This window comes from Vreelandella venusta (genome assembly GCF_007989605.1).
Classification (GTDB): Bacteria; Pseudomonadota; Gammaproteobacteria; order Pseudomonadales; family Halomonadaceae; genus Vreelandella; species Vreelandella venusta.
Map to the genome: position 1 here is coordinate 171,528 of NZ_BJUL01000007.1, position 24,665 is coordinate 196,192.

Annotated in this window: 27 protein-coding genes and 2 pseudogenes; 10 read left to right on the forward strand and 19 right to left on the reverse strand. The window is 47.9% G+C overall.

From position 1 onward, the window contains the following. Nucleotides 1–13: 13 nt before the first annotated feature. Both HVE01_RS10115 and HVE01_RS10120 read left to right on the forward strand, forming a co-directional pair. Nucleotides 14–346 carry a hypothetical protein gene (locus HVE01_RS10115; protein WP_125747175.1) on the forward strand — a complete coding sequence of 111 codons (333 nt, stop codon included), beginning with the start codon at nt 14–16 and terminating at the stop codon, nt 344–346. A 2-nt stretch (nt 347–348) separates the two neighbouring features. Continuing rightward, entirely contained in the window at nt 349–876 is a 528-nt protein-coding gene (locus HVE01_RS10120; protein WP_125747173.1) for a pyridoxamine 5'-phosphate oxidase family protein, read from the forward strand. Nucleotides 877–1,026: 150 nt separating this feature from the next. Here HVE01_RS10120 and HVE01_RS10125 read toward each other — a convergent pair whose 3' ends face one another. The 4 genes from HVE01_RS10125 to HVE01_RS10140 form a co-directional block, all read right to left on the reverse strand. Beyond that, nucleotides 1,027–1,353, reverse strand: a complete 327-nt coding sequence (locus HVE01_RS10125) for a DUF7709 family protein (RefSeq protein ID WP_125747171.1) — start codon at nt 1,351–1,353, stop codon at nt 1,027–1,029. 173 nt (nt 1,354–1,526) lie between these two features. Beyond that, on the reverse strand, nt 1,527–2,036 hold the full coding sequence (locus HVE01_RS10130) for a GNAT family N-acetyltransferase (protein ID WP_146943873.1): 510 nt from the start codon (nt 2,034–2,036) through the stop codon (nt 1,527–1,529). A gap of 213 nt (nt 2,037–2,249) precedes the next feature. Continuing rightward, the gene (locus HVE01_RS10135; protein ID WP_146943875.1) at nt 2,250–2,681 is read right to left on the reverse strand and encodes a GNAT family N-acetyltransferase; all 432 of its coding nucleotides are present in this window, start codon (nt 2,679–2,681) and stop codon (nt 2,250–2,252) included. A gap of 85 nt (nt 2,682–2,766) precedes the next feature. Beyond that, nucleotides 2,767–3,261 (reverse strand): hypothetical protein, encoded by a 495-nt coding sequence (locus tag HVE01_RS10140; RefSeq protein ID WP_186808835.1) that lies wholly within the window; start codon nt 3,259–3,261, stop codon nt 2,767–2,769. Between the two features lie 505 nt (nt 3,262–3,766). Here HVE01_RS10140 and HVE01_RS10145 point away from each other — a divergent pair. Further along, complete coding sequence (locus tag HVE01_RS10145) at nt 3,767–4,963, forward strand: DEAD/DEAH box helicase (RefSeq protein WP_146943877.1); 1,197 nt, start codon at nt 3,767–3,769, stop codon at nt 4,961–4,963. Nucleotides 4,964–5,017: 54 nt separating this feature from the next. Here the strand turns inward: HVE01_RS10145 and rho are convergent, their stop codons facing one another. After that, the gene (gene rho, locus HVE01_RS10150) at nt 5,018–5,974 is read right to left on the reverse strand and encodes a transcription termination factor Rho (protein ID WP_146943879.1); all 957 of its coding nucleotides are present in this window, start codon (nt 5,972–5,974) and stop codon (nt 5,018–5,020) included. Nucleotides 5,975–6,075: 101 nt separating this feature from the next. Continuing rightward, entirely contained in the window at nt 6,076–6,333 is a 258-nt protein-coding gene (locus HVE01_RS10155; protein WP_146943881.1) for a helix-turn-helix domain-containing protein, read from the reverse strand. A 1,195-nt stretch (nt 6,334–7,528) separates the two neighbouring features. Here HVE01_RS10155 and HVE01_RS10165 point away from each other — a divergent pair. Next, nucleotides 7,529–7,801, forward strand: coding sequence for a type II toxin-antitoxin system Phd/YefM family antitoxin (locus tag HVE01_RS10165; protein ID WP_146943883.1), 273 nt, complete (start codon nt 7,529–7,531; stop codon nt 7,799–7,801). A gap of 28 nt (nt 7,802–7,829) precedes the next feature. Beyond that, nucleotides 7,830–8,054, forward strand: coding sequence for a Txe/YoeB family addiction module toxin (locus HVE01_RS10170; RefSeq protein ID WP_241006836.1), 225 nt, complete (start codon nt 7,830–7,832; stop codon nt 8,052–8,054). Nucleotides 8,055–8,132: 78 nt separating this feature from the next. On the opposite strand, the gene HVE01_RS10175 is transcribed toward HVE01_RS10170, so the two are convergent. The 3 genes from HVE01_RS10175 to HVE01_RS10185 form a co-directional block, all read right to left on the reverse strand. Next, nucleotides 8,133–8,513, reverse strand: a complete 381-nt coding sequence (locus HVE01_RS10175) for a hypothetical protein (RefSeq protein WP_146943887.1) — start codon at nt 8,511–8,513, stop codon at nt 8,133–8,135. A 143-nt stretch (nt 8,514–8,656) separates the two neighbouring features. Then, complete coding sequence (locus tag HVE01_RS10180) at nt 8,657–9,424, reverse strand: hypothetical protein (RefSeq protein ID WP_146943889.1); 768 nt, start codon at nt 9,422–9,424, stop codon at nt 8,657–8,659. A gap of 768 nt (nt 9,425–10,192) precedes the next feature. Beyond that, entirely contained in the window at nt 10,193–10,729 is a 537-nt protein-coding gene (locus HVE01_RS10185; protein ID WP_146943891.1) for a DMT family transporter, read from the reverse strand. On the opposite strand from HVE01_RS10185, the gene HVE01_RS10190 reads away from it, so the two are divergent. Further along, complete coding sequence (locus HVE01_RS10190; protein WP_198350393.1) at nt 10,728–11,801, forward strand: LysR family transcriptional regulator; 1,074 nt, start codon at nt 10,728–10,730, stop codon at nt 11,799–11,801. The two genes, HVE01_RS10185 and HVE01_RS10190, sit on opposite strands and share 2 nt — an antisense overlap. 914 nt (nt 11,802–12,715) lie before the next feature. On the opposite strand, the gene panB is transcribed toward HVE01_RS10190, so the two are convergent. Together panB and HVE01_RS10200 are read right to left on the reverse strand one after the other, a co-directional pair. Next, complete coding sequence (panB, locus tag HVE01_RS10195) at nt 12,716–13,501, reverse strand: 3-methyl-2-oxobutanoate hydroxymethyltransferase (RefSeq protein ID WP_146943893.1); 786 nt, start codon at nt 13,499–13,501, stop codon at nt 12,716–12,718. 150 nt (nt 13,502–13,651) lie between these two features. Then, nucleotides 13,652–14,038 (reverse strand): VOC family protein, encoded by a 387-nt coding sequence (locus HVE01_RS10200; RefSeq protein WP_186808836.1) that lies wholly within the window; start codon nt 14,036–14,038, stop codon nt 13,652–13,654. A 456-nt stretch (nt 14,039–14,494) separates the two neighbouring features. Between HVE01_RS10200 and HVE01_RS19845 the strand changes: the two genes are divergently transcribed. After that, complete coding sequence (locus tag HVE01_RS19845; RefSeq protein WP_186808837.1) at nt 14,495–14,668, forward strand: hypothetical protein; 174 nt, start codon at nt 14,495–14,497, stop codon at nt 14,666–14,668. Between the two features lie 98 nt (nt 14,669–14,766). On the opposite strand, the gene HVE01_RS10205 is transcribed toward HVE01_RS19845, so the two are convergent. From HVE01_RS10205 to HVE01_RS10215, 3 genes and pseudogenes are all read right to left on the reverse strand, one after another. Next, nucleotides 14,767–15,693, reverse strand: a complete 927-nt coding sequence (locus HVE01_RS10205) for a pyridoxal-phosphate dependent enzyme (RefSeq protein ID WP_146943897.1) — start codon at nt 15,691–15,693, stop codon at nt 14,767–14,769. A 191-nt stretch (nt 15,694–15,884) separates the two neighbouring features. Beyond that, nucleotides 15,885–16,045, reverse strand: a pseudogene (locus tag HVE01_RS20165) (transposase); the annotation flags it as partial. 77 nt (nt 16,046–16,122) lie between these two features. Beyond that, on the reverse strand, nt 16,123–16,749 hold the full coding sequence (locus tag HVE01_RS10215) for a helix-turn-helix domain-containing protein (RefSeq protein ID WP_146943898.1): 627 nt from the start codon (nt 16,747–16,749) through the stop codon (nt 16,123–16,125). A 185-nt stretch (nt 16,750–16,934) separates the two neighbouring features. Between HVE01_RS10215 and HVE01_RS10220 the strand changes: the two genes are divergently transcribed. The 3 genes and pseudogenes from HVE01_RS10220 to HVE01_RS20030 all read left to right on the forward strand — a co-directional run. Further along, nucleotides 16,935–17,312 carry a RidA family protein gene (locus HVE01_RS10220; protein WP_146943900.1) on the forward strand — a complete coding sequence of 126 codons (378 nt, stop codon included), beginning with the start codon at nt 16,935–16,937 and terminating at the stop codon, nt 17,310–17,312. Nucleotides 17,313–17,362: 50 nt separating this feature from the next. Continuing rightward, nucleotides 17,363–18,442, forward strand: a complete 1,080-nt coding sequence (locus tag HVE01_RS10225; RefSeq protein ID WP_146943902.1) for a YkvI family membrane protein — start codon at nt 17,363–17,365, stop codon at nt 18,440–18,442. 15 nt (nt 18,443–18,457) lie between these two features. Further along, a pseudogene (locus HVE01_RS20030) lies at nt 18,458–18,622 on the forward strand (FAD-dependent oxidoreductase); the annotation flags it as partial. A 108-nt stretch (nt 18,623–18,730) separates the two neighbouring features. Here the strand turns inward: HVE01_RS20030 and HVE01_RS10235 are convergent. From HVE01_RS10235 to HVE01_RS10255, 5 genes are all read right to left on the reverse strand, one after another. Then, complete coding sequence (locus tag HVE01_RS10235; RefSeq protein WP_146943904.1) at nt 18,731–19,690, reverse strand: restriction endonuclease; 960 nt, start codon at nt 19,688–19,690, stop codon at nt 18,731–18,733. 392 nt (nt 19,691–20,082) lie between these two features. Beyond that, nucleotides 20,083–20,895 carry a DUF2971 domain-containing protein gene (locus HVE01_RS10240; protein WP_146943906.1) on the reverse strand — a complete coding sequence of 271 codons (813 nt, stop codon included), beginning with the start codon at nt 20,893–20,895 and terminating at the stop codon, nt 20,083–20,085. A gap of 161 nt (nt 20,896–21,056) precedes the next feature. Further along, nucleotides 21,057–21,530 (reverse strand): GNAT family N-acetyltransferase, encoded by a 474-nt coding sequence (locus tag HVE01_RS10245; protein ID WP_244973793.1) that lies wholly within the window; start codon nt 21,528–21,530, stop codon nt 21,057–21,059. A 147-nt stretch (nt 21,531–21,677) separates the two neighbouring features. Further along, entirely contained in the window at nt 21,678–23,636 is a 1,959-nt protein-coding gene (locus tag HVE01_RS10250) for an ATP-binding protein (protein WP_146943908.1), read from the reverse strand. Between the two features lie 584 nt (nt 23,637–24,220). Next, on the reverse strand, nt 24,221–24,661 hold the full coding sequence (locus HVE01_RS10255) for a YtoQ family protein (RefSeq protein ID WP_009723617.1): 441 nt from the start codon (nt 24,659–24,661) through the stop codon (nt 24,221–24,223). Nucleotides 24,662–24,665 lie beyond the last annotated feature (4 nt).

Here is a 24,665-nt window from a genome sequence, read left to right on the forward strand (position 1 = left end):
ACAGGAGAGATTCATGCTTCATCTAGTCTATATTCTTCAGCCTACCGAGCATGCACGAACCCACACAAAAGAGTTCTGGGAGTGGATACGCTCACGTCAATCATGGTTCTACGATGGCTTGGACATGGTTCATGAGCCACGTTGGTTCAACTACGTTATCGGTAATAACGTGCACTGCCTGGAGCACTCGGTAGCTTTCGAAGACGAAGCGGCCTGGGGTGCCTACCGCAAGGCAGTTTCACAGCGCTGCAAAGATCCAGAGTGGGAGGCAAGGCGGATCGAACAGGAAAAATGGTGGGAAATCATTGACTCCCGACTCATGAACGATATTCAACTGGAGAGTTAAGCATGACGGAGCATACGACAACAACAACACTACACACACGTGCGAACCGACTTCTGGATACAGCTTCTTTCATCACATTGGCCACCTGCAACGATACTGGAACGCCCTGGGCATCCACCGTCAACTATGTAGTGCTTCGCTCTCCACTGCGCCTTATCTGGTACTCCATGACCCAGGCTCAACATTCGATTAATATCGACCGGCAACCCATGCTATCGGGTTCAATCTTTCGCTCCGATCTCGGCGAGTTATCACCTCCCGCAGGCTTAGATGGTTTGCAGCTCCTTGGAGATGGCCGCGCCGTGCCCGATGAAGAAGCAGCCGCTATCCATACCTTGTACTATCGCTTGAACTTTCCCGATCCAGAGTTAAGGAAATCCTGGGAACTGCCACTCACAGATTTCCTCACAGGAGGACGAAGACGATTCTATGAAATGCGTCCACATAGTTTATGGTTGCTCGATCTGGATCAATGGCGAGAGGACAAAGTGGACCAACGAATTGCGGTCGATATTTCGCAGTTAGCTTGACCTGCAAAATGCGCTTCGTGGCAGCTAAGAGCGTTGCTCACCAAGATAGCCAAGCCACTCAGCGTATTCATGAAGAATCGTATTCATTAAGAGCTAGCCAGCGGACGGCAAAAGCCCCTCAAACCTGTAGCCTACGGCTAACGCCCATATTTAGCTGCCGACACGAGCCAAATACGCTTTTGCGCATTCACCTACAAAGCGTCGGCCGGGATTATCACCCGCGATCCAGTCCTCAATAGGAAAAAGGTCAAACAGACCAACCTTCACAAGCGTTGGAACGGCAAGTTCAAGCTCTTTTTCTACTTGGCCTCGCTCGCCAGCGTTATAAAGATTAATGTTATAGAGCATCGTTGCAACCGTTCCCGTCTGAACCTTACTGCCATCTTTGAGATGAACCGAAGGAAGAACTTCCCCACCGCTAACGACTTTCTGATTTACAGCGGCCAACTGCTCCGTATGTTCAACGCTTTTTTTCATTAGCACTCTCCTTTTTTCAAGCGGCTCTTCTTTCAAGTAGCTAAGGCCACGTTAAGGTGTGAACAACGCCACTATTTCGCTATATCATTGTGCCGTAACCACTTAAGCCAACTCAAACCTAAAATCCCAAGCATTGATAATGAACTTCTAAACGCCTTATTAGAGCAAGGAGATTAGGGATTTCTATAATCTGAATCGAGCATAGAATAGAAATACTCATCCCACCATACTCCCTCACCTTTCGGAATGCATTGCCTAAAATAACCTTCCCTAACCATGCCCAGTTTTTCCATCAAAAGATATGAAGCCGGATTTTCTGGCTGGGCAGTCGCCACCACACGGTGGAGGCCAAGTTTAGTAAAGCCATGGTTTAGCACACAAGAAGCCGCTTCATAAGCAATGCCTTGCTTTTGGTACTTGGGATTAACGATCCAGCCGATTTCGTAGGTATGATCTCCAAACCAAGCATAAAACTCAATATGACCAACCAACCTTTGTTCTTGTTTATGGTATATCGCGAAGGCCTTTTCTGTCTCAGTAACAAATAATTTAACCGCCTCTTTTGTCAGTACACCTTCAGCCAAATAATGAGTAGCTTCGGCGTCAGACATATATTCAAAAACATCTTCCACGTCACTAAACAAGAGTGGCCGTATGATAAGGTTCTGAGTTTCAATATTCATACAATCCTCAAATTATGAGTGCGCCCTAATGCCGCTTCAAGCAGTGAGCAACACGACCACCATTATACAGCTGACTGAAACCAAAAAACCGCCAAGCGTTGCGAATCTACCTCGAACACGCTGTTCTGAGGTTTTCTTACCCCATACGGAAACGCCCAAGGTTATTAGCCTCGGGCGTTTCTTCTAGCAAGCTTGGTTACCACAAATCGAGCCTTAAAGTGTCATATGCAGAATTGGAAAGGGTTTTCCCATATCATCAATGGGTGAGCGTGAAACTACCTTGAACCCCATATGCTCGTAAAATCCAACAGCCTGTGGGTTTTGTTCATTGACGTCCACGTTGGTTGCACCTAACTGCTCAATCGCATATTGCAGTAGTGCCTTACCTATGCCTTGCCCTCGCGCTTCATTCAGGATGAATAGCATTTCAATCTTTGTTTTTTGGGCACCCAAAAAACCTAGGATTGAACCACGTTCATCTTTAACGCACCTCAATGTAACAGCGGGAAACGCCTGCTCAATGATAATTGGTTTAAAAAACTCAATATCTTCTTCCGTTATAAAGTCATGAGTTGCTCGGACTGACTCTTCCCAAACATTAAGCATCTCTGCATAATTTTCAGGGAGCACATTTTCTACGATCATCGTACTTCTCTACAGTTGACTGAAATTCATGCGCAGACGCACTTCTCTAGTGACTATTTTCATCACTCTTTCTCCTCGAACCTCCTCACCTGTCACTGGGTGAATTACCTAGCTCCTCGTTCTCACGGATAGCGCAGACATCTTCGATATCCACCGGCCGTGCGAGTATAGATTTATACCGCACCAGATCATCCTTAAGCATAAGAGGAAGCTCAAGACCCAACAAATGCACGGTCAAATAACGAGAAAAATCTATGTTGAGCGGCACCCAGGTTTCTTCACCTGCATCGAAAATTTGCGAGCCGTCAGCGTTACCCACCTCCACTTTAATACCTTCATACTTGAACTGGACGTAGGTTAGATCCCAGCCTTCCTCCTGGCGGTGAGCGGCAGCTTTGGATACAAACTGCTGACCGGCCTGAACCACTGACGCAAAGTACTCGCCGGGGACAAACAAGTCGATGTCATTAAGCTCACGCTCTGAACCATACCCCTTTGCTGCAAGCCCCCCGCAGATCAAAAAAGGAATACTCCTTTCTCTCAGTAACTCCACAATCCATTGAGCTGCTAAATGATGCACGTCTCCTCCTTTTTCACATACCCTCCTTCAACCTTAACTGAATAGACCACACGATCAGATATTAATTGAATGCGCAGCGCTGCTATCGCGGGTGCCTTATGGCTCGTTCCTCGCCAAGCGTTACGCCGCACACAAACGTGCCATCGTTTGATTTTGTAGTGCGTGGTAAGCGCAGCGCACCCGCAATTGTGGCTCGAAAATATGCGTGGCTTAAAGCGACTCCGCTGCCATGGTCGGCTACTTAGTAAAAGCTAATCTACTTAACAAACACTAATAATAATTAAAACACACCGTGTTCGGAGTTTTAAAAGATCATAAAAAATAAAACGCACCATAAAAAACCACTTACTATTCATTAAGTTAATCTCTGTCCTTTGGTCATAAACTGCGCCATTCCGCACAATTGCGCTAATTATTCTATTCGAGTAATGAATGGCTGCTTTTACGCTATACTGCGTCATCTTTTATTTTCGACACACCTGACGACCATCTGTCTGAGCACCTCATGCCATTTTCAAAACTAGGCTTATCCCGTCCTCTTGTTCAAGCGATTACCGAACTCGGTTACAAAGCGCCAACGCCCATCCAGGAACAAGCGATTCCAGCCATTCTTTCGGGCAAAGACTTAATCGCCACCGCACAAACAGGCACAGGCAAAACCGCGGCCTTTGTTCTGCCATTGCTAGAACGATTCAGCCAAGCGGAAGCATTACGCGGCAAACGCATACGCGCGCTGATTCTCGTGCCGACCCGTGAGTTAGCGATTCAGGTCGAAGCCAATGTGGCTCAATACGCTAAACACACGCAGTTAACCTCTATGGCGGTGTATGGCGGTGTGGATACCGCGCCGCAAAAAGAGCGACTAATCGAAGGAGTGGATATTCTGGTCGCCACGCCGGGCAGGTTGCTGGATTTGGCGCATCAGCGTGCGCTGCACTTTGATGAACTTGAAGTTATGGTGCTGGACGAAGCGGACAGAATGGTCGACATGGGTTTTGTCGATGACATCCACAAAATCTTAGTACACCTGCCTGAAAACCGTCAGAACCTACTGTTTTCAGCCACCATGACCGGCGACGTTCGCGCCCTCGCCTACGGTTTTTCAGATAGTAAGATGACCGACCTAGCGGCTGACATCTCCATCTCTCCCAGCATTCGCGCCGCCGCCACTATCAAACAGTGGCTAATCACGGTAGACAAAGACACCAAGTCTGCCCTGTTGAGCCACTTGATCAACGAGCAAGCGTGGGATCAGGCGCTGATTTTTGTCGAGAAAAAACACAGTGCAGCCAAGCTTGTTGCTCAACTGGAAAAGCGCGGTATTCAAGCGGATTCCATTCATGGTGGTAGAAGCCAGGCCATGCGCGAAAAGATTTTAGCGCAGTTCAAAACAGGCGAACTGAAGTACCTAGTGGCTACGGGCGTCGCCGCTCGGGGGTTGGATATTGGTGAGCTGAGCCGCGTGGTGAATTACGATTTACCTTTCCAGCCAGAAGAGTACATCCACCGCATTGGCCGCACCGGCCGCGCGGGTGCCTCAGGTGAAGCCATCTCTCTTGTCGACATCAGTGACTTTAAAAACCTTTGTGCGATTGAAAAGCGCTTAAACAACATTATTGAGCGCAAAGAAGTTGAGGGCTTCCCGGTTAAAAAAGCCGTCCCCGCTTCCAACTTGAGCCATGCTAAAAAAAGCAAGCGCTAAGAACTAGCAAAGAAGCTCACCTCTTACAGAAGTGAGCTTCTTGACCGCATACATTTACGAGGCGGGTAAAAACGCATCTAACAGCTCGGCATTGGTTGGATATTTATCCAATAACGCCAGCAGTTTCTGCGCCCCTTCTACTGGCTTAAGATGTGTCAACGCTCGACGCAATGCGCGTACTTTTTCAATATCTTTCGCATCAATCAATAGCTCTTCTCGGCGGGTACTGCTTTTGGCAATATCTATCGCCGGGAAAATCCGTTGATTCGCCACTTCCCGTGACAGCACGATTTCCATATTGCCCGTGCCCTTAAACTCCTCGAAAATCACCTGATCCATACGGCTTCCGGTATCCACCAGTACGGTGGCCAGAATGGTGAGTGACCCACCGTTTTCGATCTTTCTCGCAGCGCCAAACAGTTTGCGTGGTATTTCCATCGCACGGCTATCCAGTCCACCCGACATGGTACGACCATTGCCGCGCTGCTCGGCATTATGCACCCGCGAGAGTCTGGTAAGCGAATCGATCACAATCATCACATTATGACCCTCACCCGCCTGCTTACGCGCCGTCTCAAGAAGCTTATCGGCCAAATGCACATGGTGTGAGTAGCTTTCGTCTGAAGACGATGCATGCACGTCTGCCGACACACTGCGCTTAAAATCGGTCACTTCTTCAGGGCGTTCATCAATCAGCAAGGCATACAGCTTTATGTCAGGATACGCGCCTGCCACGGCCTGACAGATATGTTTTAACAGCGTCGTTTTGCCAGAGCCCGGCGGCGCAACAATCAACCCGCGCTGCCCCATCCCAATAGGCGTAATCAAATCCATCGCCCGCACACTACGCTGCGAAGAGCCAAGCTCTAAAACAATGCGTGGGCTAGGATGAATCGCCACGCCATTTAAAAAACGCTTTTCGGGATCATCAGGAAATGGATCTTCAACTGCGTTGGCGGGCTTGGCATCTGTCTGCCTTTTCGTTTTCAAACTGAGTGTTTTTCTCGCCATAATATTGATGGATCGCCTTGAATAGCCTGGATTAATAGAATAATTGCATCTGAGCGCTTCTTCGCTGAATGGCGCATTGGGTAGTGGGTACGATAAGGCTCTTAGACGGCTTGTAGCTCTTTGGCGACGACATCATCACCGCGTGTCCAATGCGCGCCGCTAATACAAAATTTAGCTGCAAACCCCATATGGGTCATGCCCAATTTCTTACGCAAAGCAGCGACATCAACCAGCTCTGGCCGGTGCATTTTAGCCGCAACGTTGCGACCGTGATTAAGGTCAATGGCTTCTTGCAAACCCTGAGCAATACTTCCTAGGAACGAGCCATGATGCTTCTCCAATGCGGCTTTAACAAGCATATTGACCAACTTGGAAAACGCATCTCAATCTACTGTTGAGAGATTTTCGCGCTCGAACGCTCGCTCCGAGAAATATGAACCGACTCCCCTCATCCCTATTATTTCCGCCCCATCTCACCTCATCATTCCAGAACCACCTCAGCCCCGTCATTCCAGAGCCACCTCAATCCCATCATTCCCTAATCGCCTTAGCCCCGTCATTCCAGAACCACCCCAGTCCCGTCATTCCCGAGTGGGGTTATCGGGAATCCAAGTTGACCTTTTCAGCCGAAGCCAAGGTACTTAAATCAAAATAGATTCCCGCTAAAAGCATGCGGGAATGACAGCTGGGGAGAAGCAGTCATTTCCTTCGCCTTATTAGGCACCGTGCCTCATCATGCAACGTTGAAAGCCCAGTGTTAGCAGCGGGCAGTTACAAACAGGGCACTCATCTCTACAGGTGTTCAGAAGTGTCATCCATTGGACTCAGCGGCTCCAGAGACTTCAGTTGCTACCTGTGTAGAGCTGTGGTGAGGCGAGGTACTGGATCGCGTATGTCTACCTTCGCAGTATGCGAGCTACCCGAAACCTGCTTTTCTACCGAACGGAGCTAGTTCGTCACGGTACTGATCTCAAAGCCCATATTGTCAACATAGCGAGTCAGTACAACCTGCCACCCAACAAGGTTAATTTGAAGAATTTCAGCACCAGAGAACAACTGAGCCCCCTCACAATCCGACAACTTAGCGCAATATCGATGCTGAAATTGGGCATCTGCTGACTGACCTTGAGATCTGAAGCCCGACTTCTACACCCAACTCGAAGCCATCGCTTTAATTATCCATCCTACTGACGCGCACCAATACCCTGATCGAGTGAGCTTACACCGGCGCTGAACCTGAAACTAACTGGGACCGTAAAGTAACCCGCTGCTTGAATAGGACAGAGGCTGGTTAACCGATGAATGTCTAGTGCCCAGACCAATCTGCAAGGAGCAACTCGGTTTACCAGTGGTGAATTACCACGTTAGAGAGCCTCAATGGGTATTTGCTGTAAGCCATTCACCCGATTTTACGATTGGTGATACCACGATACTCTCCTTGCATATAACGCCGCTCAGCACGCGCGGCTACGGAATGGAGGCGTCGCCGGGGCTGGCCTTGTTAGGGCTATTGCGATATAGTTGTACGGAGTTTCCGTACGTAATGGTGGAGTTATGGATATCGTCAGTGTCAACAAATTTAGAGATAACCTGAAAAGCCTTGTAGAACAGGTTATTAGCAAACATGAGCCCCTTAAGGTGACGCGCCGCGCCGGAGAGGCTTTCGTGATTATGAGTGCTGAAGACTGGGAAAGGGAACAAGAAACCCTGCATGTTCTTCAGAACCGAGACCTGATGCAGCAGATTGGGGCCTCCCTCGATACTCACAACCGTGGCCAGGGATACATACCTAATGACGAGCAGATGAATGAGATCACTGGTATTTGAGGGCAGCACCTGGGAAGCCTATGAAAAGATGCGAGAGAAAGACAAGAAACTCCACAAAGCTCTCTGCAGATTGCTGAAAGAAATGCTCCGCTCTGACGATCCATCAACAGGGATCGGCAAACCTGAACCACTTAAGCACAATTTATCAGGCTTGTGGTCACGGCGCATCTCACAGAAAGACAGACTCATATACCGATTCGACGACAAATCCATTTACGTTTTTGCTATCGGAGGGCATTACGACCAGCCCTAACGCTGAGGTAACCGGCGCCGGAGCGCCAGCGGAGGGAACCAAAAGCTCCACGCTTTTGGCGCCCAGTTGACCGTTTGGTTAGGCCTTTGCATTGGACTCACTCAGCGCCTTGCCCCAAATTGCTACTCTGTACGTAAAGGAGCCGGGGTCGCTAGCCTCGATGTTGATTGCCGCTGGGATAAAACTTTTACCCTCGTACTCTGGAGCTGCGTTGTAACGACTTACCTTACCCTCTTGGGCAAGAGGCAAAATGACGTTTTGATCGGTACTCGCTTTAAGTTCAACTGCGAAAGCTGGCACATACACGACGTTCGGCGGAACATCTTCGCCACCGAATTCGGAAGGTAGAAGCAGTAGCTTCTGAAGCTCTCCTTTCTGGAATAGCACCTCAGCTTTCTCTCTTGAATCAACGCCAGAGTAATCTGGACCCTTATTGTTTTTCTTCAACCACCCAAACATCGTTATCTCCTTATGGCCTAACGCTTGCAGCATGCGCGCCCACGGAATGGAGCCGAAGGCGCAATGTAGTGGGCGTCGCCGTGCCTGCACTGGTTAGACCAGGTTTGCCCATGGGCATAGTCTGGCCGGTTATCAGCCTCTTCTCATTGCGGCTTACTTTGTTGAGTTAGAGAACCTACTATCTCATTAATTTCTGAAACCATCTTGTTCACTTTCAGATCTGCGTGGAGAAGGTCCGATTCGAGCATGTCATGCTTCGAGAACAACTCCGTCAGAGTCTCCACCTGTTTTTTCACGCTATCTATGCAGATCTCAATCTTTTTACGCTGCTGGATCAACCTCGCATAGCGAGGATAGGCCCCTTCGCGGACATACCCCCGAGAAGCCAACGCCGCGGCCATGCCGCTTTTAGGTGCAGGCCGCCAATACTCATAGTAATCGAGCTGGGTCCTCATCTTTTCCAGAAGTTCCATCCAGTCGTCTTCGGAGAGGCCCTCGCTTTCATCCAATTTCCTTTCGGCGGCAAATATGGCTGCCGAATGATCGCCTTCCGCGCGACGCCGCAGAGGCCGATGCCTCATTAGATGACCTACGTAGACAAGGGCGTCGAAATCGTGCAGGTGACCGAAAACTTTGTGGGTAGCGGAGAGAAGAGCACTCTCAGCGCGGTTGATATCCTCTCGCACCCGCTCAAGATCCGCTGCTGAAATACGCCCTAAAGACCCGGCATCGCGACTCTTCATGATCCTTAACCCACAAAACGCAAGTCGGTCCGCGACATCTTGTAACCGTTCATCACCAGAGGCAGCGAGTTCCTCGGCACCAGAAAGGAGGACATTTGCGGCCTCGACCAAGTTCCCTGCCCTTAGATGCTCTGCGGATTCGTCTGCTGTTCGTTTTGCTAGAGCCAATGTAACTCCCCGTCTAACAGCGATTATATAGCCTGCTGCATAACACCCTTGAGCATGCCAGCACGTTTATTGGTGTTATCCAGCCACCCAAAAAAACATAAACCACTGTTTTTATAACTTTATTTACCCAGCATGGCAACATATCCAAAATTCGCGTGCCAGCTCGTTTTTACGATTTAATCATACTTTATTGATAAATCTTACTTAGGTCACGTGGTTTTGAAGAGAAATTGAGCTGGAGCAGGCTTTGGGCAGTTGACGCTGCCTTCGCGCCGGGCCGCCGCTGCGGGTGCCTTTTGGCTCGTTCCTCGCTAAGCGTTACGCCGCGCTACTGGGTGGCTAGCTTGCTTATGTGGCGTGATCATCGCGCGCTGAAGCACCCTCCCACAACATCACTAATGTAGTAACGGGTTGCATTGCGGGAGATGTTTGGGCTTGGGCATCGACTTCTTTCAGCGGGTGATGTCGGGGCTTGGCGAATGCAGAGGAGTATGAATTAATCTCCTCAACCCCGTCATTCCCGAGCCACTCAGCCCCGTCATTCCCGAGTGGGGTTATCGGGAATCCAAGTTGACCTTTTCAGCCGAAGCTAAGGTACTTAAATTAAAATAGATTCCCGCTAAAAGCATGCGGGAATGACAGCTAGAGAGAAGCATTCATTCCCGTCGCCTTATTAGGCACCGTGCCTCATCAGTCAACGTTAAAAGCCCAGTGTTAACAGCGGGCAGTTACAAATAGGGCACTCATCTCTACAGGTGTTCGGAAGTATCATCCCTTGGACTCAGCGGCTCCAGAGACTTCAGTTGCTACCTGTGTAGAACTCTGGTGAGGCGATGCGATGGTCGGCGAAAACCACTGCACAGTCACCATACCCACCAGCACCAGCGTGACACCTGCCAAACGCCCAATGCTGACCTCCCTCACGGGCAGATTCAGCCAGCCATGATAATCCAACAACAGTGAAGCAATCAGTTGCCCTGCAATGACACATACAATGAAGTTGGTCGCCCCGACGCGTGGTACTAGAACCAATGCTGACGAAATATAGATAACTCCTGCTACACCGCCCAGCCAAGCCCAAGCCGGTATGTATCTGATGGTTCCCAGAGCAGGAGGAGATACTTGCATGACAATCATTATGGGTATTACGACAAGCATACTGACAACTAGAGAAACCAGCGTCGCCCAAAGGGGGTGGCCTAGCGCTCGGCCCAATTCAGCGTTGCTGCCAGCTTGAAAAGGCACCAAGGCACCCGCGATAACCGCCACAGCCGCAAGCGCCACTAAAGTGAAAGGTGAATTCATGACAAGACTCCTGAGACATTGCAAAAGGTCTTTTATCTTTTATGATTCACGCTATGAATTGAAATTCAATTTTTTATTTTATTGTATTCGCCTCATGAATAATTTAAGACGCATCGATCTCAACTTGCTGGTTACCCTGCACGCGCTATTAGTGGAAAAGCACGTGTCACGTGCGGCACGACGCTTACATAGAAGCCAACCGGCCGTCAGCCATGCTCTCGCCAATCTGCGAGCCATCTTTGACGACCCGCTGCTGGTGAGACGAGCAGGCAAGCTGGAGCTCACCTCACGTGCCAATGAATTGCTACCGAAATTAACAGAAGCACTGCATCAGCTTGGCGCGCTGATTGAACAATCCGCCTTTGACTCCGCCCATGAGAAACGAGTGTTTCGGCTTGCCATGTCAGACTATGGAGCTCGCGTAGTGCTTCCTGGTTTGGTTCGGCGATTGCGTTCAGAAGCTCCAGGGGTTGATCTGCAAGTTTCTCAAGGCAGCCGCGCCGCGATGCTGGCAGGTGTCCATGATGGGGAGGTCGATATAGCTTTTGGCGTGTTTCAGCCGCCCCTTTCAGATGAGTTACGTACCCATAAGCTATTCATTGAGCACTTCGTTTGTGCTGCGGATAAAAACACGCTGCCCAAAATGGGCGATCTTGATAAAACACAGTGGCTCTCGCGACCGCATGTCCTAGTCGCCATGCAAAGTAGTGAAAGCAATGAGATAGAAAACGCATTGCATAGAGAAGGCGTCAGCCGTCGGGTTGCGATGACCCTACCCCACTGGGGAGTGGCCAGCCATGTGGTGCCAAATACGGACTTGATCTTGACGGCCGCCCGGCGCAGCTTTGATCTATTTCTGAAGGACTCACCACTGCAGCTCTTCACGCCGCCTTACCCCATTGATCCTTTTGAGTTCAGCATGGTGTGGCACTCACGGCGGGAGAGCGATGCCGGGCACAACTGGCTGAAGCAGGCGATCATTGAGATGCTTCAAGAAGTTGGGGAAAAAGAACCGGATGAGTCAGCAATTGCCGTGCCGGCCTTGACCATTCCCCCGACATCAACACCATAAAAGTGGCTAACATCTCAAACACTGGCGGCGCGTAGCGATGTTCGAGTGTTTTAACTTGATACTTATTGAGTCTTCCCCCAGCTCAGCCCGTTTGGCTAAGCGAAAAGGCGACCAAACCTAACAGGAGAAGGCTCGGTGAACTTTTGCAATAGAACTCATCGTCACTGCTGTGGCATAAAGAGATTCCCACTAGCCCAGAACCTCTACTTCGGCTAATCGACACCTACCTGGATGATCTAGTGGTCGGTGTCGAATGCATGCGCTGCCAGTACTGGATCGCGTATGTCTACCCTCGCAGCATGCGAGCTACCCGAAACCTGCTTTGCTACCGAACGGGGCTAGTTCGCCACGGTACTGATCTCAAAGCCTATATTGTCAACATAGCGAGTCAGTACAACCTGCCACCCAACAAGGTTAATTTGAAGAATTTCAGCATCAGAAAACAACTTAGCAGAACTCTTAATAATCCAACAACTTAGCGCAATATTGATGCTGAAATTGGGCACCTGCTGACTGACCTTGAGATCCTAAGCCCGACTTCTACACCCAACTCGAAGCCATCGCTTTAATTATCCATCCTGCTGGCGTGCACCAATACCCTGAGCGAGTGAGCTTACACCGGCGCTGAACCTGAAACTAACTAAGACTGTAAAGTAACCCGCTTTTTGAATAGTACAGAGGCTGGTTATCCGAGGAATGTCTAGTGCCCAGCCCCACCTGCAAGGAGCAACTCGGTTTGGCAGTGGTGAATTACCACGTTAGAGAGCCTCAATGGGTGTTTGCTGTACGCCATTCACCTGATTTTACGATTGGTGGCACCACGATACTCTCCTTACATATAACGCTTGCAGCATGCGCGCACACGGAATGGAGCCGAAGGCGCAATGTAGTGGGCGTCGCCGGGGCTGGCCTTGTTAACTTCTGTTGGTGCCAGTGAACTGAATGATGTTGCTCGGAAACTTCATAGACTCCACTTCCGCGGAAAACTCATTCGCCACTTTTAGAACGGTCTTACTGACGTAAGCGTACTGCTTCGAAAACGGAGGCCAGTAATCACCGAGCCCCAGCGCATCGTTAATGACCAATACTTGCCCGTCGCAATCTGGGCCAGCACCAATACCGATAGTAGGAATAAACAAAGCCTCGGTGATTTCGCCTGCTAGCGAATAAGGGATATGTTCAAGCACCACCATGAATGCACCCGCATTCTCAATTGATTGAGCTTCTTCCATGATTCTCTTCGCTTCTTCGCCGGACCGACCGACTTGCTTGAAGTTTTTGGCTGTCTGGGGAAGTAAGCCAGTATGGCCTACCACAGGAATACTGCGCTTCACCAAGTGTTCGATGACCTCTATATTGGGACCCTCCAGTTTCACGCTGTCTGCGCCCGCCTGCATCAGCCGCTGAGCGTTGATGAATGCTGTTTCCGGGTCGACATCTGTGCCGTAAGGTAGGTCACCTATTATGTGGGTTTTCTTCGCACCACGGCGCACAGCACCTATGTGATATTCCATGTGTTCTATGGTGACATCACGGGTACTATCAAATCCCATTTCAACCATTCCAACTGTGTCACCAACAAGAATCACAGGAACCTTTGCTTCCTCAACACTTCTGGCAACCGGACAGGTATATGCGGTCAACATCGGGATGGGCTTGCAGCCCTTCATCGCTACAAAATCTTGCGGATTCATTTTCATACCTTTCTCCTCCTGTGTTTGCTAAGAAGTTAACGCCCGCCTAAGGGGCTGGCAACGCATTACCACTGAACTCAAACACAACAACCGTAACCGCCACGGCTCATTGGGACTGGAAACGCTACGCGTTGACAGTCCCTCTTGAGGCGTTTGTTATGTGTTTGAATACGTGGATACTTCAATAAGGTTCCCATCAGGGTCTCTGAAATAGAATGATTTGATTGCACCTTGCACGCCTGTACGTTTTACAGGCCCTTCCATGATAACCACACCTTGATTTTCCACATGCTTCATTGCGTCAGACAAATCTATGTCGGTAATAAAGCACAAATCTGCGCTCCCAGTTCTGACATTTTGGGCCTTAGGCTCAAACTCATTGCCGAGTTGATGAAGATTGATTTTCTGTTGGCCAAACTCTAGAGCAATCCGACCAGCGCCAAAACTAACAGCTTTCATGCCCAACACTTTTTCATAAAAGTTCGTTGTTGTTGGAATGTCTGCGACAGTCAGAACAAAATGATCGAGGTGGCTAATTTTCATCAGAAACTCCATTTTCTAGGGAAACACTTAACAGCGATTATATAGCCTGCTGCATAACATTCTTGAACATGCCAGCACGTTTATTGGTGTTATCTAGCCAGCCAAAAAATCATAAACCACTGTTTTTATAGCTTTATTTATCTCACATGGCAACATATCCAAAATTCGCGTGCTGGCTCGTTTTTACGATTTAATCATACTTTATTGATAAATTTAGCTTAGCTCACTTGGCTTTGAAGAAAAATTGAGTTGGAGCAGGATTTGGGCTCGTTCCTCGCCAAGCGTTACGCCGCGCTACGGGGTGGCTAGATTGCTTATGTGGCGTGATCATCGCGCGCTAAAGCGCCCTCCCACAACATCACTAATGTAGTAACAAATTGCATTGCGGGAGGTGTTTGGTCTTGGGCATCAGCTTATTTGGGCGGGTGATATCGGGCTTGGCGAACGTAGAGGAGCATGAACCAATCTACTCAGCGCTGTCATTCCAGTGCCATCTCAATCCCGTCATTCCAGAACCACCTCAGCCCCGTCATTCCCGAGCGGGGTTATCGGGAATCCAAGTTGACCTTTTTAGCCGAAGCTAGGGTACTTAAATCGAAATGGATTCCCGCTAACGGCATGCGGGAATGACAGCTGGAGAGAAGCAGTCATTCCCGTCGCCTTGTCAGGCAATATTGAACGCCCAGCGTTAGCAGCGGGCAGTTACTGATCTTAGTTGCTTGGCCTTGTTATAGGGCGTGTTTGTCGCTATTCCAATCCCTGATTTGATCAATCGTAGACGTAGCGCCGCCACATACTACGACCAATATATTGCTGAAACTTTCGAGTTCTGATGCACCCTCATATGCCATTGCCAGGCTCGCACCGCAGGCAGGCTCTACCACGATGCGATGATCGTCAAGGAAACGTTCGCAGGCAGTCAGTGCGCTTTGGTCTGATACCACGACGCTGTGGATTGGGTGAGTTTTTGACCATTGAAAAGCATTCTCGCAAACACGCTTGGCACCAAGTGAGGTGGCGATGCTTGTTACCTTTTCCAACTCGACCGTATGACCGGCGTTTACGGCTGCATGAAATGAGGCGGCACCCGTAGTTTCTACGGCGAAAACGGGGATATCACTCCATCCGTTACGATGAAGCCCTTCTATCACACCTGAAAGCAGACCACCTCCGCCAACGGAAAGCACGACAGCGTCGGGCTTAAGACCGGAACGAAAAACTTCATCAACCAGTGTGGCGTGGCCCTGCCAAAGCAGCGGATCATCAAAGGGGTGGAGAAATGCATCCGATGCGCCGATCAACGACTGTGCAAAGGCGTTGGCTTCTTGCCAGGAGTCACCATGCACGATGACCTCCGCTTTCTCCAACCGCAGCAGTTCTTTTGCTCTTTCAGTGGTGGTTTCCGGCACTACAACCGTAACCGGAACGCCTAGCCGACGACCGGCGTAGGCGACAGCCAAGCCAGCATTTCCTCCAGATGAAGAAATGAACCTTCGAGCACCTCGAGCCAGATAGGTTTCACACGCATGGCCAATGCCCCGAATCTTGAATGAACCGGGCGGCTGCAGTGCATCAAGCTTAATCCAGACCGAACGTCCAGTGGTAACGCTCATTGTGCGGAATTCGATCAGAGGAGTTTCAATGTGTAGTGTCATGAGTACCTATCACAAGGCTAAAGAAAAGCCCGATTTCGAGCCGTTTCCATCGCCTGTTTTCCTATTCATTTACTCAGCCGATCATCCAGCTGAATCATCTTAATATCGACATTCAGCCACTTGAGCGCTTAGCTCAAGTGAGTTGAAAACTGTGTTAGCCCTAATAAAGTAACTTATTCCGCTCTGTATTAGCACACCAGCAGCACTTGTTCAGATAGTGCTTCAATTTCATCGACATGCCGACTGACGAAGCTGGCCAGTGTGGTGAGGTGGGGAATGATCAGCAACACCACTGTATCCCGCGGCTGGAGGTGATGCCTTTGGAGTAGGCAAGCAGGATGATCTTCAACAAACAAGAGGAAGAGCCTATCAGGGGCTACCCCTGTACACTCTGTGTTTTCACGAAATTGGCGAAGCCGGATAGCTGGTTCAGCCTTGGAGATCGCCCTCTTTGGGTTCCGACATCACAGCTATTACTTCTGCGTCTTCATCACCCTCGGCCAGATAAATATGCCCGATGGAGCTGTTGAAGTAAGCCGTTTCTCGTTCACCCAGGCTGATGCTTTCACCATTTTCAAAGTGAATGCAGACGCGCCCCGATAGCACCATGGCAAACTCCTCTCCGGGATGGCGGATGAAGTCTTCAAACTCACCCAGATCACGCGCCTGAATCCGAGCATAAACCGGCATCATACTCCGACCGGGAAACTCACCCGCAATAGGATGATATTCATAGCTGCCAGTAGCATACCCAGTCGCCTCAGAAATTTTGCTGGTGACCACCGTTGGCTGATCTGACCTGTCTGCACCCGATTCAGGGTTGAACAGCAGGGATAGGCTGACATTCAGAACACGTGCGGCAGCAGCAAGCTTGTCATAGCTGACAGTTGCCTGCCCCAACTCCATTTTCGACAGCGTCGAAAGCGCAACACCACTTTTCTCAGACACCTGTTTAAGAGTGAATTTCTGCTGTTTACGGTGAGCCCTTAGGCGAGAGCCGACCAGTACTCGGTCGATCAATGTATCGGACGGCTGGGATTGAGAGTCTGTTGGCATGAAAGCTTCGCGGCTCGACCTGGCTATGAATACGAAGTCCTAGTGTATCCCGAAAACAGCTTGACTTTAAGGTTCTCACATTTGATATTCCCCTTTACGAGAATTATCATTTAAGAGAAATTGTGATTCTATCGTGCTGCGCGTGCGGCTCAGCCACTCAATAGCCATCAACGAGATATAATCCCATGTCCAATTCAATCGAGCGTATCCCCAGCGACTTGCCCTTCCCATTCTCCCGTGCCGTTCGCGTGGGAGGTTTCCTAATGCTTTCAGGCCAAATACCCATGACTGCTGAGGGCGAAGTCGTCAAAGGCAGTATCGACGAGCAAACCGAAGCGGTCATGACCCGTATCGGCGAGTCCCTTGAACACTGTGGCGCAAGTTTTGCGCAGGTCGTTAAAGCGACCGTCTGGCTGTCGGACATGAAGCACTTTGCGGGCTTCAACGAAGTCTACAAACGCTATTTCGAAGCAGGTCTGCCGGTTCGCTCCACCGTGACAGCAGGCCTAGCACTGGGCGTTGATGTCGAAGTAGAAGTGCAAGCCTGGGTCGGTGAAGCCTGATTCAGCCAGCTAACTGGCACAGAAAAATAAGAAACTGAGGGTTTGGCATCATGAAAGATGTATTGAAAATCGCAGGCGCTTTTGTCGGATTTCTAGTTGGAGCAGGCTTTGCTTCAGGCCAGGAGCTGCTTCAATTCTTCGTTAGCTTCGGCGTTTGGGGGCTGGCAGGTATCGCGCTGAGTACTGCCGCTTTTATCTTCCTGGGCATGACGCTGGCGAATCTGGGTAGCGAGCTTCAAGCGACTTCTCACAAGGAAGTTGTGCGAGCTATCTGTGGCCCCTGGCTTAGCAAGCCCATCGATTTGCTGATGACATTTTTCATGTTTGCCATCGCCGTAGTGATGCTAGCCGGTGCCGGCGCACTGCTGGAACAAAAACTGGGCCTGCCTGCAGCCTGGGGCAGCGCGCTGGTGACTCTGCTGGTAATTGCAGCCACCTGTCTCAAACTGAAAAAAGTGCTCACGCTGATCAGCAGCATCACTCCTCTGCTGATTCTGGTGGCACTGGGTATCGCCATCTACGCACTGGCAACCCGAGAAACCGACCTGACGACACTGAACCAGTTGGCACTCGACCAAAACGCAGCCACCAGCCATTGGGCACTGGGCGCCATGCTGTACGTTTCGTATAACATCTTCGGCTGCGTCGCGATTCTTGCCATCTCCAGCGGTGCTGCAAAAGACCGCCGCAAAGCAACCTGGGGCGGTATTCTTGGCGGCATTACCCTGGGTGCGCTGATGATGACAATCAGCCTGGCCATGCTGTCGCGCCTGGACAGCCTAGTCGATACGCCTATGCCGATGCTGGCTTTGGCACTAGAGGTTTCCCCTGCGCTTTCCTCGCTGGTGTCGGTCGTCATTCTGCTGATGATTTTCAATACCGCAGTGGGCTGCCTCTATTCTTTTTCATCCCGTTTTTTGCCGGCCGATACCACGTCTTTCCGCGCTGGATCCTTAATAGCGGGCATCATTGCCTATGCCTGCAGCATGTTTGGATTTGTCAGTCTGGTCGGCATGGTGTATCCCGTGTTCGGCTACATCGGATTCATCCTGATTACCGCAATAACCGTTGCCTGGGTGCGCCAACGCATGAAGCACAGTCACAAAGCACAAACTGCACGAGCCCAATAAGAAATTAATGGATTTATGGCACGTGAGGTACTGGTTCTGGGTGCTGGCACGGTCGGAGTATCCGTTGCCTAACACCTGCAGCAGAGAGGCCATAAGGTCACACTGGGGGATCGCAAAGCACCTGGGTGCGAGACCTCCTTTGGCAATGCCGGGCTGATTCAACGAGAAGTCGTCTTTCCTTGCTCCTAACGCATGGCACAGCGGAAATTGGTGGAGTGTTTTTTTGTGTTAAAGCATAGCGGCAACATAAAAAAGCCACGGAACAAATTTTCCGACTGGTGCCGTTTGTTAGCTTTCATAACCTAAACCACCCATATAAGAAGGTATCATTGTTAACGTTTGTACCCGCTCTTGCTCATCTTCCGTTAGGTGCCTACAAACATACGGGTATACTTTAAGAATAAAAAACTTGAGATTATCAAAAGCCTCATCCGAATACTTCACTCCACTTCTAAGCTCGTTAAAAGTACTCATGACCCATTTAATAAAAATAGTAGGCATCATCACGTCTGCTATATCTTCCCACCCATCAATAACATCATTCCTTTGCTGCCTGATTTGATAAGTTAAAACATCATCACATCTACCTCGGCATGTCCAGTATACAAACTCTACACATTTAACCTCAGAAGCCCAATCCTCACGATATTTTTCCCATATCTGAACTAGGCCTTTATCATCCTTTTCAAACAACTCATCTCCACATACTTTACACTTAAGGCTGGCCTGTTCTGCAAATATTTTTGCGGGCTTTGGATTATTTGTTTTCCATTTATCAATAGATTCAGGGAAATACCTCTCCGCCAACTTGATCCCTCTTGATGAATGTAGCAACATACCCTCAATTTTTTCGTAATCGAAAACTTGAACTTCGATCTTTTTTTGAATTCCTTTTAAGCTTCCAGCCAAGCCAGAGCTGGCAAGTGTAGAATAAAAACCAATAAATCCTTGACAGTCATTTGCTTCGACACGATCACGAATATTGGCGTCATCTGTTGGTTTTACTGAATTACCACTACGGGCTTTATGTTTACAACTAACCAACCATTTGATGCGTGTTTCACCGCCAACACCAGTTCTCATTTCTTCGGCTATTAAATCAACTCCACCATCAGCCCCTCGATCAGGGTCAGCTAAAATCTTATAGCCAATGAACGACAAAAAATCTCTCGCAAACAACTCAAAGCGATCCTGGTTTCCATTGGCAATGTGAGCCTCAGGAATTTCTTTAAAATCTAAAATTGACATGTGTACTTCCTGATTAAGCTAACGAGACTGTAGAAAAACCCGATTTCGAGCTATCTCCACCGCCTGTCGTCCTAATTTACTAACTCAGCCAGTCATCTGGCTGAGTTATCTTAATACCGACATTCAGCCACTTGAGCGCCCAGCTAAGGCTTGTTGAAAACGATATTTTTCTCTTAAAAAGCAGCTTATCCCACTCTAAAATCCCTCATGACGCGGCTAAGCGACCGTCATTCGCAAACTGCTTGTCTTTTTTCCCGATCCCTCCTACCAAGCTTAGGCGTCAAAGTTCTTTTCTACAGCCTCAACGCTTTGCACACCGGCGTAAAAAGCGAAGCTATTGGAGATCCGAGCCGCGAAGCGGCTCAAGTGCTGCAACTTGTTAGCCTTTTCTATCACCAACGTGTAATCCGATTTAGATTATACATATTCTGGTATTTGGATTGATTGGACTCATCATAATCCATAATATCTAATTTAAATTGGTGTGAATGGACAAACGCTTCGCGCACTTTGATCCCATGTCCTTTACAATGCTCTGCAACTTCTCGTTTAGAAGTAGGTGACATCTGACAGCCAAGTATTATCGACTTAATCATATGAGGACCAACAGCATAGAAAGGCATATCTAAGCCTGGAACTTCTTGTGCTAGGTCTAAGGGTAGCAAAATACGTAGCTCTTTTTCGTATTTCCATTCTGGTGATTTTACAAACCAAGCTTCAGTATCACACTCAAGCTCACTTGGTTCAAGATACATAGGGCGTTCTAGTTTATAGTCAACCTTGCGAAGCTCACCGATATTACGGTAGTGATCTTTTACAGGTTCATCAAAAATTTTGCCCGCATCCTTATATTTCCCATGGAAGAACTCTGCATTTCCATCAAATTCGATGCATATACCTTCATGATTCTTGGCATAGTGAGCCCACATAAGAAGGTTATCTTCCTTAGACGTAAAACATAAAACACCAACAGAAGCACGGACACCACATTGCGCATCCCAAGCATAATTATAGTAAGCAGCCCCATCAGAGAGTGTACTTGAAAGAGACATTATGAAGTCACGCTCTTGTTCATCTACAGAGCTTAAATAATTCCCCATGACCATCTCAAAAGGGTCATTGAACTCACCGAACCGAGAAACTTTCAAAAAGAAATTATCAAAAAAACCTGATCTATACTCGGTATACTTAAAAACTGAGCTCACTCAATTTCTCCACACTATTTTAAGAAGACTAACGCCGTATTAAGGGGTAAACATCACAAACCATCCGACCTAAGCCTTTGTTCCGTAAACACTAAAGCCAACTCAGACCAAAAACTGCCAAGCGTTGTGAATTCCTCTTAAATGCTTCGTTAGTTTTTTTACTACGAACAAATGTTTCTTGCAATCATTAACACTTCATCCGCTGAATACAAATTTGAGATAGTCGCTTCAACTTCAGCACCAAGTGTATTTTTATACAACTCTTGAGCGTAATTATCTGATCTTGTTGTAACCAACACATGCTTTAACACCGAATTATTAATAGCGAGCTGATGGTTGACTAATGGCAATGATTCAACAATCAGCTTGCGACCAATACCATTTCCTTGCCAACTAGGGCTCACTGCAAGTTGCTCAAGCTCAAGCACCACCTCTGGTCGAAAACCACTTTTTTGTGACCAAATAATATATCCAACAATTTGTTTTTCTTTCTCAGCGACATACATCATATGTCTAGGGAAAGCCTTGAAACTGCACTCTATCCACTCAAACGAATGACTCTGGCGAGGGAATGCTGTCTGGTGGACATGTGATGTACCAAGCAAATCCTCTTGTTTCATTAAATGGATATCCAAGTTTGCCTCCTCACTTGGTTAACAAACCTAACGCCCGCCTAAGGGGCTGGCAAAGCATAACACCGCACTCAAACACAACAACCGTAACCATCGCGGCTCAATGGGACTGGAAACGCCACGCGTTGACAGTCCCTCTTGAGGCGTTTGTTATAAAGCACTTTCACTTAACTTTTTTATATCTCCTGTAAGCTGGTCAGGCGTCTCTGACACAATTTCAAGCTCTTTCAAACTCAAACGGTTGGAAATATCGTTATACCTTAGCTCAAACTCGTTCAGTATTTGCTTCCAAGTTTTTACGATAATTCTGTAGTTACCTGTTTTTTGGACAAGGCCAGGTTCTCCATGAATTTTGTTTGATTCTAGGTCTGAACGTAAGTTAGCAGCTGTAATTTTACTATCTGAGATTTCATTACCAATAAGAACGAAATCCCAAAGAGAATTTTCATCTTGGAACTGAGGCTCGTTTGCAATGATATTTTTATATGTTTTTATTTGTTGTAATTGTTGATCACCAAGCTTGATACTAGGACGCTTTAGCTCGATAACTACATGATGGAAGTACTTTTTATCATCATCACCAACCCGAAAACCTTTTTGCGCAACAAATAAGTCCATTTCCTTGTTTTTATCAGGATGAACAATTGAAACTTTATCATAGTAATTATCTTTATTGTGGAATTCTAAGAGATTCCTCAAAGCCTGTTCAAACTTATCTTCTTCTGAAGTGAGTAAATAATACTTCTCACCAAACAACCATAAGTTAGATTCAATACATTTCTGTATATGAGGAACTTCTAAGGCAAAACGTTGATGTTGATATATTAGCGATTTAAAATTTTGAATTATATCAAGGCGATCTCTTATATGATCAACTGTCTTAGTTATATTTTCTAGCGATGTTCTTTGCAATAAGTTCGATATTCTGCACATATCATCTTCTGTCAACGATACGACACCATCCAATACATCGAAAAGTTCAGATAGTCGGTTAGACTGAACAATTCGATCAAGTAACTTTATTAGGATCTTCTTTTGTGATTTATTTAACTGCTTAGAAAATACTGATGGTTCTGCTTCGTATATAGTTTTTATAGTCGAAATTAGTTGTTCTCGATGAAATTTATTTAAAACAACATTATCTCCTTTCATTTCAGGAAATACACCTTCAGCAAGGTATTGTTCGATAAGCAAGTCAGCAGCACTATTACGAAAATTGATGTACTCTTGTCTTAAGCGACTTTTGGCATTAGCCAAAGTTTGAACAAATACATCCGATTCTGTGTGTTTATCTCCAGAGAGGAGGTCAGCATTGCCTCCAAATCCATCAAACCAGTCAGATCTTACATAAGCGGAACAGAAGAACCCTTTAAGATTCAGTTCTGATAGTTCTTTATGAACAATCTCTTGAGTAGAGTTGATAAAGTAAATAAGCGATTTTTCGCTGTTCTGCTTCGAATCCCAGATAATAGAGTTAAAATTAAACACCGAGTCTTCGATAGTTTCTATGGCCGGAACACAATGATAGCTAGAATGTTCTAGAGGTAAATCATTGATCATGATTTCTAGCTTTTCATTTGATACCAACAACCATGAAAATTCATTTTTTAAGTATGGAACAACTACATCATTAAAGTAGTTTAAGTCAACACCTTTTATATGAAGGAAGGTAACTGTTGTACCTTTACTTTGTGTATATGTGGTAGCCTCAGGCTCATACTGACTCAAACGCCCTGAATCTATTGTAAACTTGAATGCCTTTTTTCCATCATACGTATTCCAAGCAGCTTGTTCACAGAACTTGATAAAGCTGAAGCGTCCTCGGCCTTTCTTACCACGGGTAGTTGGCTTGGAAACACTTTTCTTTTTCGAGTCTAAGAACAAGTCCAAAGTGTTTTCTAGATCATCGATATCAATACCATCGCCATTATCCGAGATTATTATTGATGAAACACCCTGCATCGGATTTATTTCTGTCTTAACAGAAATCTTTGTAGCATTCGCATCAAACCCATTCCAAATATATTCACACAAAGCTTGTTCTGGTTTTAAGCCAGTAAGCTGGCTCTTGATACTATGATCTGTTGTTTTTAAATACCTAGCTTTCATATTATCTGCTCCTTTCGCAGATTCTAATTTTCTTTATAACAGTGATTATATAGCCTGCTGCATAACACCCTTGAACGTGTCAGCACGTTTATTGGTGTTATCTAGCCACCTCAAAAATCACTTTTTTATAGATTTATTTACCCAGCATGGCAGCATATCCAAAATTCGCGTGCCGGCTCGTTTTTACGATTTAATCATACTTTATTGATAAATTTGGCTTAGGTCACGTGGCTTTGAAGAAAAATTGAGCTGGAGCAGGCTTTTGGCAGCAGCGCTGCCATCGCGGGTGCCTTTTGGCTCGTTCCTCGCCAAGCGTTACGCCGCTCTACGGGGCGGCTAGATTGCTTATGTGGCGTGATCATCGCGCGCTGAAGCGCCCTCCTACAACACTAGGGCAGAGTATCGGTTCAAAGGTGGGGTTGCTTATGTGGCTGGATCTTCGCGAGCTGAAGCTCTCTCCTACAACACTTGGGCAGAGTATCGATTCAGTGGCGGGGCTATTTATGTGGCGGGATCATCGCGCGCTAAAGCGCCCTCCCACAACACCACTAATGCAGTGGCGGTGTTGCAGGAGGCGTTAAAGTTTAGGCTTTGAGGACGTAACGTAGGGTTTCAACCACTTGATCGGTGGTGGTGCACCAAGCCTGGGCTTGGGCGTCGACTTCTTTCAGCGGGTGGACGATGTCTTCGCTGTGCAGGGTGATGTAGGGCTTGGCGAGTGCGGCGCAGTAGCCTGCATCAAAGGCGGCGTTCCACTGTTTGTATTTGTCACCGAAGCGCACAACCACCAAATCTGCTTGCTCGATCATGGTGCGGGTGCGGATGGCGTTGACCTTGGAGGACTGATGGTCGCGCCAGAAGCCATTTTCCGGCTTGCCAAGGTGGTCGCCAGCGGCGTCACTGGCGTCGTGATCGGTGACCGGGGCGGTGAAGACGATATCCAGTCCTGCTGCATCAGCGCCGCGCTGAATCTCTTCGCGCCAATCGGTGTGGATTTCGCCAGATAAGTAAACGTAAAAGCTCATAATG

Coding starts and splice junctions, on each gene's coding strand:
- HVE01_RS10255 (WP_009723617.1), bottom strand. CDS start 24,661: ATGAGCTTTTACGTTTACTTATCTGGCGAAATCCACACCGATTGGCGC.
- HVE01_RS10130 (WP_146943873.1), bottom strand. CDS start 2,036: ATGAATATTGAAACTCAGAACCTTATCATACGGCCACTCTTGTTTAGT.
- HVE01_RS10200 (WP_186808836.1), bottom strand. CDS start 14,038: ATGAAAATTAGCCACCTCGATCATTTTGTTCTGACTGTCGCAGACATT.
- HVE01_RS10215 (WP_146943898.1), bottom strand. CDS start 16,749: ATGCCAACAGACTCTCAATCCCAGCCGTCCGATACATTGATCGACCGA.
- HVE01_RS10235 (WP_146943904.1), bottom strand. CDS start 19,690: ATGTCAATTTTAGATTTTAAAGAAATTCCTGAGGCTCACATTGCCAAT.
- panB (WP_146943893.1), bottom strand. CDS start 13,501: ATGAAAATGAATCCGCAAGATTTTGTAGCGATGAAGGGCTGCAAGCCC.
- HVE01_RS10220 (WP_146943900.1), top strand. CDS start 16,935: ATGTCCAATTCAATCGAGCGTATCCCCAGCGACTTGCCCTTCCCATTC.
- HVE01_RS10145 (WP_146943877.1), top strand. CDS start 3,767: ATGCCATTTTCAAAACTAGGCTTATCCCGTCCTCTTGTTCAAGCGATT.
- HVE01_RS10120 (WP_125747173.1), top strand. CDS start 349: ATGACGGAGCATACGACAACAACAACACTACACACACGTGCGAACCGA.
- HVE01_RS10205 (WP_146943897.1), bottom strand. CDS start 15,693: ATGACACTACACATTGAAACTCCTCTGATCGAATTCCGCACAATGAGC.
- HVE01_RS10125 (WP_125747171.1), bottom strand. CDS start 1,353: ATGAAAAAAAGCGTTGAACATACGGAGCAGTTGGCCGCTGTAAATCAG.
- HVE01_RS10190 (WP_198350393.1), top strand. CDS start 10,728: ATGACAAGACTCCTGAGACATTGCAAAAGGTCTTTTATCTTTTATGAT.
- HVE01_RS19845 (WP_186808837.1), top strand. CDS start 14,495: ATGAACCAATCTACTCAGCGCTGTCATTCCAGTGCCATCTCAATCCCG.
- HVE01_RS10115 (WP_125747175.1), top strand. CDS start 14: ATGCTTCATCTAGTCTATATTCTTCAGCCTACCGAGCATGCACGAACC.
- HVE01_RS10170 (WP_241006836.1), top strand. CDS start 7,830: ATGCGAGAGAAAGACAAGAAACTCCACAAAGCTCTCTGCAGATTGCTG.
- HVE01_RS10250 (WP_146943908.1), bottom strand. CDS start 23,636: ATGAAAGCTAGGTATTTAAAAACAACAGATCATAGTATCAAGAGCCAG.
- HVE01_RS10225 (WP_146943902.1), top strand. CDS start 17,363: ATGAAAGATGTATTGAAAATCGCAGGCGCTTTTGTCGGATTTCTAGTT.
- HVE01_RS10155 (WP_146943881.1), bottom strand. CDS start 6,333: ATGCTTGTTAAAGCCGCATTGGAGAAGCATCATGGCTCGTTCCTAGGA.
- HVE01_RS10185 (WP_146943891.1), bottom strand. CDS start 10,729: ATGAATTCACCTTTCACTTTAGTGGCGCTTGCGGCTGTGGCGGTTATC.
- HVE01_RS10135 (WP_146943875.1), bottom strand. CDS start 2,681: ATGATCGTAGAAAATGTGCTCCCTGAAAATTATGCAGAGATGCTTAAT.
- rho (WP_146943879.1), bottom strand. CDS start 5,974: ATGGCGAGAAAAACACTCAGTTTGAAAACGAAAAGGCAGACAGATGCC.
- HVE01_RS10165 (WP_146943883.1), top strand. CDS start 7,529: ATGGATATCGTCAGTGTCAACAAATTTAGAGATAACCTGAAAAGCCTT.
- HVE01_RS10175 (WP_146943887.1), bottom strand. CDS start 8,513: ATGTTTGGGTGGTTGAAGAAAAACAATAAGGGTCCAGATTACTCTGGC.